Origin of the sequence: Pseudoalteromonas sp. L23 (genome assembly GCF_021728455.1) — a bacterium.
Lineage (GTDB): Bacteria > Pseudomonadota > Gammaproteobacteria > Enterobacterales > Alteromonadaceae > Pseudoalteromonas.
Genome location: NZ_JAKKCW010000001.1, coordinates 622,753 through 637,287 on the forward strand (window position 1 = coordinate 622,753; position 14,535 = coordinate 637,287).

The 14,535-nt window shown below is 41.3% G+C and carries 9 protein-coding genes and 5 tRNA genes; 3 read left to right on the plus strand and 11 right to left on the minus strand.

Annotation, left to right across the window (positions count from 1 at the left end; all coding sequences use genetic code 11):
• Positions 1 to 220 precede the first annotated feature (220 nt).
• The 10 genes from L3V43_RS02845 to L3V43_RS02890 all read right to left on the minus strand — a co-directional run bounded on the left by L3V43_RS02845 (position 221) and on the right by L3V43_RS02890 (position 7,241).
• On the minus strand, positions 221 to 1,777 hold the full coding sequence (locus tag L3V43_RS02845; RefSeq protein ID WP_237115770.1) for a PepSY-associated TM helix domain-containing protein: 1,557 nt from the start codon (positions 1,775 to 1,777) through the stop codon (positions 221 to 223).
• Between the two features lie 2 nt (positions 1,778 to 1,779).
• A complete protein-coding gene (locus tag L3V43_RS02850) occupies positions 1,780 to 2,070 on the minus strand; it encodes a DUF3649 domain-containing protein (RefSeq protein ID WP_174169814.1) in 291 nt (96 codons plus the stop codon).
• 59 nt (positions 2,071 to 2,129) lie between these two features.
• Positions 2,130 to 4,280 (minus strand): TonB-dependent receptor, encoded by a 2,151-nt coding sequence (locus tag L3V43_RS02855; protein WP_237115769.1) that lies wholly within the window; start codon positions 4,278 to 4,280, stop codon positions 2,130 to 2,132.
• A gap of 89 nt (positions 4,281 to 4,369) precedes the next feature.
• Entirely contained in the window at positions 4,370 to 5,707 is a 1,338-nt protein-coding gene (locus L3V43_RS02860) for a histidine kinase sensor domain-containing protein (RefSeq protein WP_237115768.1), read from the minus strand.
• Positions 5,704 to 6,390 carry a response regulator transcription factor gene (locus L3V43_RS02865; RefSeq protein WP_237115767.1) on the minus strand — a complete coding sequence of 229 codons (687 nt, stop codon included), beginning with the start codon at positions 6,388 to 6,390 and terminating at the stop codon, positions 5,704 to 5,706. The genes L3V43_RS02860 and L3V43_RS02865 overlap by 4 nt, the downstream gene beginning before the upstream one ends.
• Positions 6,391 to 6,557: 167 nt before the next feature.
• Positions 6,558 to 6,633 (minus strand) — tRNA-Phe (locus L3V43_RS02870).
• A gap of 150 nt (positions 6,634 to 6,783) precedes the next feature.
• Positions 6,784 to 6,859, minus strand: a tRNA-Thr gene (locus L3V43_RS02875).
• 12 nt (positions 6,860 to 6,871) lie between these two features.
• Positions 6,872 to 6,947 (minus strand) — tRNA-Phe (locus L3V43_RS02880).
• A gap of 79 nt (positions 6,948 to 7,026) precedes the next feature.
• Positions 7,027 to 7,102 (minus strand) — tRNA-Thr (locus tag L3V43_RS02885).
• Between the two features lie 63 nt (positions 7,103 to 7,165).
• A tRNA-Phe gene (locus L3V43_RS02890) sits at positions 7,166 to 7,241 on the minus strand.
• A gap of 875 nt (positions 7,242 to 8,116) precedes the next feature.
• On the opposite strand from L3V43_RS02890, the gene L3V43_RS02895 reads away from it, so the two are divergent.
• Positions 8,117 to 10,999: an ATP-binding protein gene (locus L3V43_RS02895; protein ID WP_237115766.1), complete on the plus strand. Its 2,883-nt coding sequence runs from the start codon at positions 8,117 to 8,119 to the stop codon at positions 10,997 to 10,999.
• Here the strand turns inward: L3V43_RS02895 and L3V43_RS02900 are convergent.
• Positions 10,968 to 11,228 carry a hypothetical protein gene (locus L3V43_RS02900; RefSeq protein WP_029215839.1) on the minus strand — a complete coding sequence of 87 codons (261 nt, stop codon included), beginning with the start codon at positions 11,226 to 11,228 and terminating at the stop codon, positions 10,968 to 10,970. The genes L3V43_RS02895 and L3V43_RS02900 overlap by 32 nt on opposite strands.
• A gap of 371 nt (positions 11,229 to 11,599) precedes the next feature.
• On the opposite strand from L3V43_RS02900, the gene L3V43_RS02905 reads away from it, so the two are divergent.
• Both L3V43_RS02905 and hppD read left to right on the plus strand, forming a co-directional pair.
• Entirely contained in the window at positions 11,600 to 13,036 is a 1,437-nt protein-coding gene (locus L3V43_RS02905; protein ID WP_095726716.1) for a peptide MFS transporter, read from the plus strand.
• Positions 13,037 to 13,455: 419 nt separating this feature from the next.
• The gene (gene hppD, locus L3V43_RS02910; RefSeq protein WP_010606040.1) at positions 13,456 to 14,502 is read left to right on the plus strand and encodes a 4-hydroxyphenylpyruvate dioxygenase; all 1,047 of its coding nucleotides are present in this window, start codon (positions 13,456 to 13,458) and stop codon (positions 14,500 to 14,502) included.
• Positions 14,503 to 14,535: the final 33 nt, after the last annotated feature.

Sequence of the window (14,535 nt, forward strand, 5' to 3'; positions counted from 1 at the left end):
GTGGCGAACCAATAAACTAGCCCTAAAGAGACACCCCACATCGCTGTAGCAAAAGCCACCGTAATGAATAAAAGTAAGTATCCGAGTATCCTAAATTGTCGTTGTTGACCCACATCGAATGATCCGTCTCTGTTAGAGAGCTTCACCCTATGTCGTGACAAGGATAAATTCAACAACGCAAAGGCTAAGAAAAGTAACACAAACAAAACAACAATTAACTTCATTGGGCCGCCTTAACACTGATGCCTTCTTGTCGGCAACGTACAACCCAAAAAGCTGCTACAAAGCATATAGAGATAAATAACACCGTTAAATCAAATCCAACCATCAGCCAATCACTATTTATCCAACTAAGCCATATATTATGCTCCGTTGTTAGTGCGTTAAGTATAGGTAGTAGCCCATATACCAAAGCAGCACAGCATAACATTCGCTGCCAAAGCCATTTTTTTGAGGCTAATCCACAATAGAGTGTGCATAGGCCTAACGTTATAAAAAGTATATGCATTTCCCAAGCTGCTCGGCTTGGAAAGTCTATTGGCAATAACCGATTACCAGCAAAGTAAGACGCTATCGCTATAGGAACCCCAATGATCATCGCAATATTTATGCGCTCTATAATACTCGTCAGGATCTTATTAGTACTAGTCACTGCCTTGCGCTTTTTCAACCATATCATAAGACCAGTAGCAACCATCGCTGCGCCAAATAAACCTGATAAAAAGTAAATCCATCTAAGGTAAATATCAGCAAATAGCCCCTCATGTAAATGCTCTAAGAAATCATAAACACTTGCAGCTCCCCCTGCTTTTCCGAGGGAGGTTTCGAGCATAACTTTATCTTCAATAGCACGATACTCAAGCAACGAGGCGAATTCGACTCCACTTTCCGATTCAAACCAGATCTCAATGTGTTCTTTTTCTGTATTTCTCTCAATGACGCCAACATAACTAACTTTATGTGATTTGAAGCGACGTTTAGCATCAGCCAAAGCAGATTGAACGCTTAACTCTGTGGGGAGCATCTCGATTATTTGCTGTGACTTTTGCTCTATCTGTGATTGCGCATAAAATTGGCGATGATTTTGCTGACCTTCTCCATAGCGCAGGTCAATAACTGGAGACATAGTGATCCCCATCAGCAGCAATAACCCGCTATAGGTGATCATCAAGTGGAACGGTAGTGGTAGCACACTAAAAATATTGTGAATATCTAGCCAAGAACGCAACCCTTTTTGAGCTCGAAACGTAAAGAACTCAACGAAAATTTTCTTGTGAATAATTAGACCAGTAACTAACCCTATAAGCATTAGCATTGCAGCAATACTGGTTAATATATAGCCTACAAGTTGCGGTACATAATGTAGATTATAATGCAAACGGTAGAGCGCCTCACCTCCGCTAGTTTGTCTATTACGGATAAGCGCTCCCGTCACTGGGTCGAGGCTGCTTTCGTGCCATTGTTTGGGTGTTTTGCTTTCGGTGTTACCAGGTTCTAACCAAGAGATTTCAATAAATGGATCTCTTGATGTGGGAAAACTTATGTACCACTGAGATGCATTATCACCATGTATGCTGAGTTGCCTGGTCGCGATATTCGTTATTGCGCTATCCTCAAGTCCTTTCGAAACCATGATTTCAGGTTTCATCCAACGATCAATTTCGTTTTCAAAATATCCGACACTGCCAGTCACAAAAATGAAGTACAACATCCACGCAAAAACAACGCCGGTCCACGTATGTAGCCAGCTCATAGACTGTCGAAATCTCGCTTTCATTCTCAAATAGCCTTTTCTAGATACATGACTAAAACGCTTAGCAAAACAACTAAAAGCGCAATAAAAAATATTGCTCTAGTAGTGCTTTTAACAGCAAACACAACGATCACAATCAAAGTGTAAATAATAAAACTGGACATCATTCCCGCGACAATACCATCGACTTTATTATCTGATGGTAAGTACGAAATAAGCATGGCACTCAAGTTAGCGATAACATAACCACCAATCACGCTAAGTAAAACTCGGCAAGTAATATGCGCAGCTGGCGTTGGCTTAAATACAGGTTTCATTAGCATAATAACCAAATGAAAAGAGCTAACCCTTTAAGTTAGCTCTTTTGACAATAACACTAGAACTGATAGGCAACTGTCAGCCTAATATCGCGACCTGCTTCTTTGATCCCGACAACACCTTCATAACCAGGAATATGACCGTAATCGGCAACACTACCATGGCTGCGGTAAGACTCATCTAATAGATTTTGTATTGAAAGGTCGACTCTCAAAGAGTCGAATGGCTCGTAGCTAACATAAGCATCGACTAACTGGTAGCTTGGTTTGTCAATTGTCTCAAGCTTTTCAACCCAACCTAGCTCAATTGAACGGTGAAATACTTCAATATTATTTAAGCTCGCCACATACTTGTAATTCCAGCCAAGTTTAATCTGATCGTTTAAGTGATAGTTAAAGTCTACGTTCAATGAGTCTCCAACCGCATTACCTAGACCACCGTATTCGTAGGCAGCCAAGTCAATGTTGTCAACTTCGATGCGGTTTGTGGATGTCGCGTCTGTGGGATCTGGCCAATTAAATATCACATTATCCAATTCAACGTTATTATGGTTAAAGCTGACAATTACATCAAAATTGTCCGCTTGATAACCACCAACTAGTTCAAAACCTTCACTCCCCAAATCACCGATATTTTCGTAGAAAACCCCTTCACGCCCTTTAAACTTGTCGAAGACAACACCATTAATTGTGCTAGAGTATACAGATGCTTCAAACATCCAAGCGCCGTCATTATATTGAATACCGAGTTCAACATTTTCTACTTCTTCAGGAACCAAGTTTGCATTCGGCGTTAGCTCACCGACTGTGAACGCATCTGCGATTTGTCTGCCTCGCAGCGCTTCCGCATAGCCAAGTGACAACGTCAAGTTATCAGCAAGGTTGTATAGCAATCCAACATTTTTACTAAAACCATCCTGTTTTTTGGCTGAGAACTCACTGGTTGATGTAACTGGTGCACCAGCTGCATCAGTCTCAACAACCCAAACACCATCAACCTTTACCCAGTTTGCTTCTATACCTTGATGATCCAACTCATAGGAATCAAAACGTAGACCGAAACTTAAACGCAGATCAGGAAAAACTTGCCAATGATCTTGGACATAAGCTCCTAACACAGTACCATCTTCGTCAAAAATCCCACCAAAGTCTTCATAGGACTGCGAATGTACCTTATCGTTTTTGTGCTCAATTCCATAAGTAATAGAGTGAGTACCGATATCACTGGTATTGCGAATATCAAAACCTATCGTTTCAATTGACGCATCCCAGGTATATAACTCACGCTTGAATGATGATTTTGTTTGATACACTGTTGTCTCTAAATTCACCAGAGAATTTAAAAACCAGTTGTGGTTAAGCACTAAAGTCTCGCGCTCACCCCAAGATGCAAACAGTGGGTCGCTTTCCAGAGGTGCCCAGTTTGTTTGCTTGCCAAACTCACCGTCCTCTTTTCTTTGCTCGTAGCTAACTGTAATATCTTGAAATTCTGTCAGCTTGGCATTCAGCTTAATAAATCCTAATGTTTGATCTGCTGCGGTTCCTGGAAGCGTATTACCGTCACCATCTTCCGTATTTTTGCGGCTAACTGTTACATACGAAGCTAAAATGCCGATTGAATCAGTTGCCTTACCATACAAAGATAGACTCTCTTTATGCCCGTCATTGGTAAAATAACTTACTTTGGCAGTTCCACCGAACCTTTCATTTTCATCCAATAGATCCGCCGCACTTTTCGTTTTAAAACGTATTGCGCCACCAACTGCACCGCTTCCTGCTGTTGCTTCACCAGCACCTGCTTGTACCTCTACACTTTTCAATAACTCAGGTTCAATGGCAACACGACCTATGTGATGAAATAGTGTACTAGTTTGCGGAGCACCATCTACCGTGACATTCACCATTGAGTCTTCCACTCCACGAACAAAGATTTTTTGTGCAATCCCCAGCGATCCACCAACAGTAACTGAGGGGGTATGGCGGAAAATATCTTCTAGGTCATTTGCTTGGTAGTTAGCTAATACTGCAGGTGTAATTTCGGAGTTTGTTGTTGCCCCAACAACGGTAATTCTTTCGACTTTTTTTAGTTCATTTTCTGTATCGGATTGCTCTGCAAGTACGCCAAAGCTAAGGCTAAAGCAAGCAAGAGAAACGGCTGACGCTATAGTAGTTTTTCTAAAGAAATGACTTTTTTGGGATAAAAATGGCATGATTCATGTCTCAAACAACAGTTAAAAGGCTGAATCAGAATTATTACCATTTAGCTTTCTCAATCAATCACTTTTACAATTGTTACATTTTACGAAACCGGAATTATTACTTGTACAACCAATCCTCCACTGGCTAAATTACGTGCTGACACGCGCGCTCTAACACTTCTCAAGTGTCGCTTAGCAAGTGCTAAACCAAGACCAAAACTATCACTTTGTGCGAGACGAGCATTGTCCACACGGAAAAATGGCTCAAATACTTTCTCAATAAACTCTTCGGGGATCCCAGGCCCCTGATCAAGCACTTCAACTAAATAATCGTTGCTTATTCGCTGTAGTTTTATCTCGACTTTTTTACCTTCAGGCGTAAAGCGTAAGGCATTACGAATGATATTCTCGATTGCTGGACACAGTGCTCTATGGCAACTATTTACAACAACGGCACTTTTTGGCGACTCAAATAACAGCGTTCGATCTGGAAACTCAAACTTGGCGTCATCGATCAACACATCCAAAAGGTCTACTAAATCTACGCTTTCCTTCTGTAACATTGGGTTTTCATTATCTAACCAAGCCAAAGTGAGTGAATCTTCGACCAACTTTCTAATCTGTTGAGATTCACGTGCAATACGTTCTAAGTGTCGTCGGCTATCATTCTCTTCAAAGTTACTAACCGCAATATCTAGTCGAGTTAGCGGAGTTCTAAGTTCATGTGACAGATCAGCGATTAGCTGACGTTGACTTGCAATTAGCTCCCCGATCCTTGATGCCATCTGATCGAACGTTGAGGCTAAATGTGAAAACTCGTCATTGCGCTTGCCAAGATACTTTCCAAGTCTTACTTTAAAATTGCCTTTACTAAAAGCATTTGTTGCACTATCCAGCTGTCGCAATGGAATAATGATATGTCGATAAAGAAAGATGGATAATACGGCCAACACTGCCATAGGAATGAGTACCTGAAGCATAAATTTAGTCGTATTCCAGTAGATCCCAGGCCGCATTCGCTCTGGTAACTTTATTAGTAAGCTTGCATTAGAAGACTCGAATGGAAGCTCCATTATTGGATTTGATTCAAAATATAAATGTATTTTCCATTCGATGCTTCGACCAAAGTGATAGCTGCCAACGATATTCTGATCTATTGGCTCTCCGGCTAACTGAATAGCGTCAAAACTCGCTATTGATACCCATGTAGATTCCTCTTTCATTAGGTTTTTTATCCAAGTCTCTAGCGCTTCTTGGTTGTTAGCCAAGTAGAGTCTTTCAGCTTCAGACTTCCAATTCTTCATTTGGATTCTATCGCTTACAGCTATCATACTCATGCTTTCTTCTGTTTTAAGTGTTAATGCATGCAGTAAATAGAAAAAAGCGACCAAACCAGCAACTAAGATTAAGCTCAATTTCCACAAAATATTTCGTTTCATTTAAAACAGTAGCCTTTTCCATGCACAGTTTGTAAACGCTCACCATGCCAGTTTGCTTCATTAAGCTTTCTGCGTACTCGACTTAAGTGCATATCTAAACTCCTATCATATGCTCCTAGTTTTTTATTAAGCACAGACAGATATAAGTCAGGTTTAGTTATGATTGTATGTGGCCGTGAAGCAAGCTCCCAAAGCAACTTGAACTGGATTGGTGTGAACTCTAATATTTCACCATGGACATAAACGGATTGAGTCTGTGAGTTTAGTGTTAAGCCATCAATGGAAATCTCTGACGGTATAGAGAGTTGAATTATATTTTGGCTTCGCCTAAGGATACTTTCCATTCTCAAGAGCAACTCAGTGGAGTTAAAAGGTTTAGCAATATAGTCATCAGCCCCATGCGCTAAACCTATAATGCGTTCTTCCTCAGCCCCTTTTGCAGACACCATTACAACAGGGATCTGACTCGTAGATCGCAGCTTTCTCAACAAGGATACGCCATCTAATTTTGGCAACATATTATCCAGAAGGATCAAATCATGCTGCTGCAACTGAGCGACTTGTAGTCCCGACTCACCATCAAAGCACTGCTCAACTTGATATCCTGACTTTTGCAACAAACCTACTAAGTAGGTACCTAAAGTACAGTCGTCTTCAATTAGCAAGACCTTGCTCTCTCTCACGTCAAACCTTTTAAAATGCAAATGATAACTAGTTTCATTTTTGCATATTAAGCACTGTATTTTGAAAAGTAAATCTCAGTTGTAACCAGATGAATCTATTTTTTTGCAAAAAAAATATAAAGTATCAGAAAGCAAAAAACCTCGCGATTGCGAGGTTTTTTAAAGGATGGTGCCCAGAGGCGGAATCGAACCACCGACACGAGGATTTTCAATCCTCTGCTCTACCGACTGAGCTATCTGGGCAAATTTTTTCTAGTATCTAAATCCTTAAAAGGATTTTCAATACAACTCCAAACGGCTCTACCGACTGAGCTATCTGGGCAAATCTTTTTTAGTATCTAAATAACTTAATACCTAAGCTATCTAAAAATACAGGCTTTCGCCTAAATAAAGTGGTGCCGACTATCCGAGTCGAACGGATGACCTACTGATTACAAGTCAGTTGCTCTACCAACTGAGCTAAGTCGGCACACTAAATTATTGGTGCCCAGAGGCGGAATCGAACCACCGACACGAGGATTTTCAATCCTCTGCTCTACCGACTGAGCTATCTGGGCAAATCTTTTTTAGTATCTTAATCCTAAAAACTCAATCAACTGAGCGTTCTAGAAAATACAGGCTGACGCCTAAATTAAATGGTGCCGACTATCCGAGTCGAACGGATGACCTACTGATTACAAGTCAGTTGCTCTACCAACTGAGCTAAGTCGGCACACTAATTCGTGTACCATGCAGTTTCTGCATGCACCACATTGCTAATGCAATGATTTTAATTTGGTGCCCAGAGGCGGAATCGAACCACCGACACGAGGATTTTCAATCCTCTGCTCTACCGACTGAGCTATCTGGGCGTGCGGCGTATTAAACGGGTTTTGCGGTTCTAAGTCAACCCTTTTTTTAAATACATTTATCGTTTGCACAGTTTTCAGACAAAGCGGTTAAAATACCGCTTTTTCGATGGAAAAACACTCGACTAGCTATGTTTTACGGTATTTAACGACTTTTATCTTTGAGTAAGGCAAACGACTCTAGACCTATAATAAAGAGAAAGCCAGCTCTTGAGACTTATATACCTATAAAGGAGTGAAACAAACAAGAAGGTATGTGCTTTTGCTGTTCTGATACCACAGTTAGACGACACTTATTCACTCTTTTTGATTCTCGTCTTTATAGCACGTCTCCTGTTTCACGCCGCGCTTCGTTTTAATGTCGCGAAAGTTTCATTACGAATACCTTATTCATACCAAATTTGAAGCAACTAACGAGACTGTCTTTCAAGAAAACCGAAGCTACAGAGACTTATCTTATCAATCCCCCAAGGACTACCTCCTGATTGTAAAACGAATTTACACGGCAATATAGCAAGGTAACATGTAAGCCATTCGTTTACCGCAGCTCTAGTTCACCTAAATTACCTATACCTCACTTGGCGAGCAATATTGTCTCTGAACTAAAGTTGATATTAGCCTGCGTAATTACCGTCATGGACACTTATCATTTAACAAAAGCATTAAGTAGAATTTAATTTTTATTAAAGCTTACTGCTTTGCACATCGCAGGCGTAGTGAAAATTATCGAGATAACAACCTGATTATTTTAAGATTTAAAACAATCAGATAATCTTAGGCTATTGCCACTATTGATTGAAAAACGAGAGGTAAAAACTTGCCGAAGGTGATAGGATTGCTACAACTAATAAGTATAAATAATTCTTTCGGGATTAAGCATGCCAAATAGCGCGAACACCAATGCAAATGGACGGATACTTTTTTTATTTATCGCAATATTGATTGTTGGACTATGCAGCGCCGTAGGTGCTTACCTACTGCCAAAGCAGGCTGACGTCCCTACCGCACCAACCGTGAATCTGCAGCAGCAAGCAACAACAGTTGCAACTCCCCTTGCTAAGGTGGTCACACAACACGGTTTTGACAGTGCCAAGCAAATTGTATCCGCATTATTAGCTTCTAACGAGCATTTGGGCGTCTATTTGTATGTCAATACAGGGATGGGGCAACCAAACCTGGTATTTCAACAAAGTGCAGGTGAGCAAATCACTGCATTGAATCGTGAAGAGTCTTATAACAAAGACACAATGCAGGTTTACCACATGCCACTGCTACTAGATGAGCAAAACGTCGGTGAACTCATTTTGACCTATACGCCACCCGTTGCAGCTGCGCCATCAAGCGACCCATTCATTGCTTATGTATTACTCGCTGCTGCTATTATTAGTGCCTTGATGATCGTTGTCATTGCAGCACGTCGGCTTTCTGGCGCATCAAGCAACGATACTGAAGAACTCATCGCAGAAATCAATCACCTAACGATGGATAAAAACTACAAGTCGACGGTTGGTACTTATTATAGTGGCGGTCTGGCTGAGGTTGCTGAAGCAATAAATGCACTGTTAAAGCAAGTACAGTCATCCATAGAGTCCGATCAAGCAACGCAAAACGAGTTAAAACAGCTTCAAGAAAGTCTCGAAACCGAAGTTCAAGCCCGCACGCTGGCGCTGGAAAAAGCGATTTTAAATGCGGAGCGTGCAAGTGATGCCAAAACCACTTTCTTAGCCACTATGAGCCATGAGATCCGCACACCAATGAACGGCGTCATTGGTACCATTGATTTACTGCGCCAAACCGATCTTGACGGTGCTCAACACCGCCTCACCACGATTATTCGCGACTCGGCATTTTCTTTACTTGGTATTCTTGATGATATTCTCGACTTTTCTAAAATTGAGGCAGGTAAATTACGCATAGACAATAGTGCTTTCTCGGTGGCTGAAACCACAGAGGAAGTCGCACGTGTGCTTTCATCAGTAGCGAAAAAGCGTAAATTAGACTTACAGCTGTTTGTTGCTCCTGACATTCCAACAAATTTAGTTGGTGACACAGTTCGCGTTAGACAAGTACTTTATAACCTTTGCAGTAATGCCATTAAATTTACGACTACAGACGACTCAACCCAAGGTTATGTAAAAATCTCCGTTGAAGTTGCACAAAACACCTCGGAGCATTACACCCTACGCTTTACCGTCACTGACAATGGTAAAGGCATGACAAAAGCTCAGTTGAGAGAAATTTTTAATCCGTTTATTCAAGCTGAAGGCTCTATCACCCGAGAATTTGGCGGTACAGGACTTGGCCTTTCTATTTGTAAAAGTTTAATCGAACTCATGCTAGGTAGTATCCATGTTAACTCAGATATTGGCATGGGAAGCGAGTTTGTTGTGGAATTACCATTTAGTGTGGATGGCAAAGTTAATTACGTAAACAAACAAATGTTAAACGGTCGCACTGTTGCTCTGCTCACCCCAAATAATGAGAGACGCACCATTTTAAATCGCTACCTTTCATTTATGGGTGCGAACGTGATTACTATTGATGAAAGCGAGATAGCCGAACACCAACACGAGGACAAATTGATTTGGGTGTTAGACGGTTTAGACGGCATGGATAAAGTCAATGAAGAGCTAAGAACCGTAGTCTACTCGCTTGAGAAAAACGAACAGCAAGTTGTTGTCTTAAGTAAAATGGACGAAGCAGCGCTTAATCACAAAAATATTTTCTATCTCAATGCATCACCGTTGTGTAAGTCTAGCTTTATGACGGCTATCTTGGTCGCTGCCGGTTTGCATAAACCAAAGGAAATTAAACCTTCTCGCACCATCAACGACTTTTTAAGCGTTGATGAAGCCAGAGCAACCAACAAACTGGTGTTGTTAGTTGAAGATAACGTATTAAATCAGCAAGTGCTGACCGACCAATTACACCTGTTAGGCTATGGTGTCGAGGTTGCAGAAAATGGTGAGGAAGGCTTAGAACTTTGGAAAAAAGAGCACTTCCCAATCGTACTAACTGATTTACATATGCCTAAGATGTCAGGCTACGACATGGTAAAACATATTAGAGACTATGTAGAAACCGCAACCGATACCATTGAGCAACCATACATCATTGCCGTGACAGCTAATGCACTAAAAGGTGAACGAGAACGTTGTGAGGCGGGTGGTATGAATGACTATATCACCAAACCAGTAGAGTTAAATGTACTAGAAGCAACGCTCAATAAATGTATTGAAAGCTTACCAAAAACACAGCAACCACGACAAAGTACTGAGCCATCAACTGTCGCACCAGTAGCCGTTAGCCAAGTACCGGTAGGATCAGAGCAAGCGGCTGAGCTAGAGCCAGTTGTTGATGAGGCTATAGTTGTAGAGTCTGAAATTATTGAAGCTGAGGCCAGCGAACCAGCTCCCGCTATCAATATGGACATGCTCAACAAGTATGTGAACCATGATGAAGCGAAACGAAATCGCTTTTTCCGAATGTACTTAGAACAAAGTAGCCAGTTAACACGAGATGTAAATGGTGCGGTGATCACGATGAGCCAAGAGGAAATCATTGAAGCTTGTCATCAACTTAAGTCCATCTCCAAAACTATCGGTGCCGAAAAAGTAGCAGAAACTGCCATAGAGTTTGAGACTTTATGTAAGGAAGGCACGCTGACCACCGATCAGCTGATCCAAATGCGTGATAAATTGGAGCAGGACTTTTTAGCTGCAACCGAGTTTATTCAACAATATTTGAGTCAAGAAGCGTAATGATATGGGGGTGGGTAGCACTGCCCCCACAAATCTTATCGCTAATTGGTTGGAAGCGTTTTTCTCGACTAGGTAAAGATAAATGGATCGCAGGGACAACCTGCTCCCACACCTGCAACAAATGGTAAATATCAGCGATAAAAAGATACATAACCTTAATGGTTACGCCATTCATTGAGATATAACCGCCACCTAAAAGAATGATCCTTCCCTGAATCACTGACCGCATTTTATGCGCTTTCTGACTCCAAACACTTCCCCTATTAATTCTCACTGAGTATACTGACGCACTTTTTTAAATTAGTTAGTCGTTACATACAACAAACGCTAGTTGAAATAGGTACTGGTCACCCGTTCAAAAAAAGTACAGGCATGCCTGAGTTCATACAAGCAAATATCTGATTAAGATTTTTACTCGGTGACTCGATGAGCAATGCCAATCTGCATTGAAAAGTGTTCTATTTACCGCGCATCGCTTCAAACGTTGCATGTTAAGTACATGGCTCATTATTCAGTGTTGATTGAAAAACATTAGATGCAATAACGCATCCTTTATAAAAATGGCCAGATACAACACATTGATTAGATTAGGAAGTACATATGAATTCAGTTCCGAAGGCCGGAGAATTTCTGGGTCACCCTAAAGGCCTCTTCTTATTATTTGGTACCGAAATGTGGGAGCGCTTTGGCTACTACGGTATGCGTGCCATCTTAGTTCTTTATCTTGTAGCACAAGTTCAAAATGGTGGCTTCGGTTGGAGCAATGCCGACGCACTAAGCCTTTACGGCACATTTACGATGGCCGTTTATCTCACCCCACTGTTTGGTGGTTGGCTTGCAGATAACGTATTAGGTCAGCGCAAAGCCATCATTATTGGTGGTATTTTAATGGCTACAGGCCATTTTATTATGGGTATTCCTCACAGCGTTGTGGCAGGACAAGAAGTAAATGTCTTCTACCTTGGTTTAGCACTGCTTTGTTTAGGTAATGGCTTATTCAAGCCAAACATCTCAACAATGGTTGGTGATCTATATCAAGAAGGTGATAAGCGCCGTGACGGTGCATTTACTATCTTCTATATGGGTATCAACTTAGGTGGTGCATTAGGTCCACTTGTTGCGGGTTATGTAGCAGCAGTCGTTAACTGGCAGGCAGGCTTTATCGCAGCCGGTGTTGGTATGATCATTTCTGTGGTTATGCAGCTTATCTTAAGCCAGAAATACCTTGGCGATATCGGTAAAGTACCTTCAGCTAAACTTTCTCAACAGATGTCTGACTCACAGACTAAAGAACCGCTTACGAAGAAAGAAAAAGATCGTATCCGTGTTATTTTCACCATGAGTGTTTTCTCAATTATCTTCTGGATGGGTTTCGAGCAGGCTGGTGGTCTGATGAACCTATTCGCAAACGACTATACCAACCGTATGTTTATGGGCTTTGAGATCCCGGCTTCTTGGTTCCAGTCGCTTAACTCTATCTTCATCATTGTATTTGCGCCATTAGTAGCGATGATCTGGTTAAAGCTAGATAACAAAGAACCGAACTCTCCAGTGAAATTCGCAATTGGTCTGGTGTTCTTAGCACTTGGTTTCTTAACCATGATGCTTGCGCTTGCAACAGAAGGTGGTGAAGCGGGTGGTACACTTCAGATCAGCATGATTTGGTTAGTGTTGTTCTACATGTTCCACACACTTGGTGAACTATGTTTATCACCAATCGGTCTTTCTATGGTAAGTAAACTAGCACCGCTACGCTTAGCATCACTGCTAATGGGTATTTGGTTCCTATGTACGGCTGTTGCAAACAAGCTTGCAGGTCTTGTTGGCTCTTTCATCGGTGAAGGCCAAGAAGCAATGGAAAATGCGATGAGCATCTTCATTGGTTTAGGCGGCGTAGCCTTGCTGTCTGCTGTGTTAATGTATCTATTAAGCAACAAGCTTGTAGATTGGATGCACGGCGCTGAGGGCAAGCACGAGCCTCATACACAAGAGCATTACCTAGCGGAAGAACTAGAAGTATCCGCTGAGAAGCAATAATATTTGCCGTAAACCACGCTGATTTAGCGTGGTTTACCTCTCCCACAACAGCCAAGTGTAAAGCCTTGAATACACTTAGCATCATTTCCCCTCTCAATTTAGTCGTGTGATAAAAATCCTCCCTCTCATATAACTCACCAATCAAAAACATAAAAAGCAAATAAAATCAAAATAATACAAAAACAAAGTTACAAAATACCCCACAAAACTCCTTGCTGTTTTTAGTCAAAATTCAAGCAAAAATAATTATCGTCACGCCTGTGTCAATTTTGTGTCTTTTACATGGCAATTGTGCAACTAAATTTACAAAGTCTCATACTGCTATTTACTGCCTCTAGCTTCCCCTTTGCAGTAATTTGATTAATCATCCAGTCATAAATACTAACAAGTCACCCAGTGCTTAATACGGGAGTAAAACAATGAGTGAAGTAAATAATCCACTAGGCCTAGTCGGCATCGAGTTTACAGAATATGCAACACCAGACGCTGATTACATGGATAAGGTATTCACTGACTTTGGATTCTCAAAACTAAAGAAATTTAAAGATAAAGATATCGTTTACTACAACCAGCACGATATTCACTTTTTGTTGAATAACGAGCGTGAAGGCTTCTCAGCACAGTTTGCTAAAAGTCACGGCCCGGCTATTTGTTCTATGGGCTGGCGTGTAGAAAATGCGCAAAAGGCGTTTGAAACCGCAGTTGAGCGTGGTGCAAAACCTGCGACTGATTCAACACACAAAGACTTACCATACCCAGCGATTTACGGTATCGGCGATAGCCTTATCTATTTCATCGAAAACTTTGGCGATAAAGGGTCAATCTACGAGCAAGACTTCGTTGACCTAGAAGAGCAAAAGGTTGTTGAAGACAAAGGCTTTAAGCGCATCGATCACCTAACAAACAATGTTTACAAAGGGACGATGGAAACTTGGGCTAACTTCTATAAAGACGTATTTGGCTTTACTGAAGTTCGTTACTTTGACATCAAAGGTCAAAAAACGGCGCTGCTTTCTTATGCACTTAAGTCACCATGTGGCACCTTCTCTATTCCAATCAACGAAGGTAAAGACGACAACAACAACCAAATCGATGAGTACTTAGATGAGTACAATGGTCCAGGTGTTCAGCATTTAGCATTTTTGACTGACGACTTGGTTAGTTCACTAGATAAACTAGACAAGAGCACTATTGCTACCTTAGATATCGTAGATCACTACTACGACACTATCTTTGACCGTGTGCCTTGGGTTAAAGAAGATAAAGAAAAGATCAAGCAGCACCAAATCCTAGTAGATAGCCAAAGCGAAGACTGCTACCTACTACAGATCTTTACTAAAAACCTGTTTGGCCCAATCTTCATCGAAATGATCCAACGTGTTGACGATGGCGGCTTTGGTGAAGGTAACTTCCAAGCGTTATTCGAGTCAATTGAACGCGACCAAGAGCGCCGTGGTGTAATCTAAACACACACATCAAATTAATAAAAAAGCAGCTAG

Excerpts from the sequence above, each read along its gene's own strand:
- L3V43_RS02905 (WP_095726716.1), top strand. The coding sequence starts at position 11,600 with ATGAATTCAGTTCCGAAGGCCGGAGAATTTCTGGGTCACCCTAAAGGC.
- L3V43_RS02850 (WP_174169814.1), bottom strand. The coding sequence starts at position 2,070 with ATGAAACCTGTATTTAAGCCAACGCCAGCTGCGCATATTACTTGCCGA.
- L3V43_RS02855 (WP_237115769.1), bottom strand. The coding sequence starts at position 4,280 with ATGCCATTTTTATCCCAAAAAAGTCATTTCTTTAGAAAAACTACTATA.
- L3V43_RS02845 (WP_237115770.1), bottom strand. The coding sequence starts at position 1,777 with ATGAAAGCGAGATTTCGACAGTCTATGAGCTGGCTACATACGTGGACC.
- L3V43_RS02895 (WP_237115766.1), top strand. The coding sequence starts at position 8,117 with ATGCCAAATAGCGCGAACACCAATGCAAATGGACGGATACTTTTTTTA.
- L3V43_RS02860 (WP_237115768.1), bottom strand. The coding sequence starts at position 5,707 with ATGAAACGAAATATTTTGTGGAAATTGAGCTTAATCTTAGTTGCTGGT.
- L3V43_RS02900 (WP_029215839.1), bottom strand. The coding sequence starts at position 11,228 with ATGCGGTCAGTGATTCAGGGAAGGATCATTCTTTTAGGTGGCGGTTAT.
- hppD (WP_010606040.1), top strand. The coding sequence starts at position 13,456 with ATGAGTGAAGTAAATAATCCACTAGGCCTAGTCGGCATCGAGTTTACA.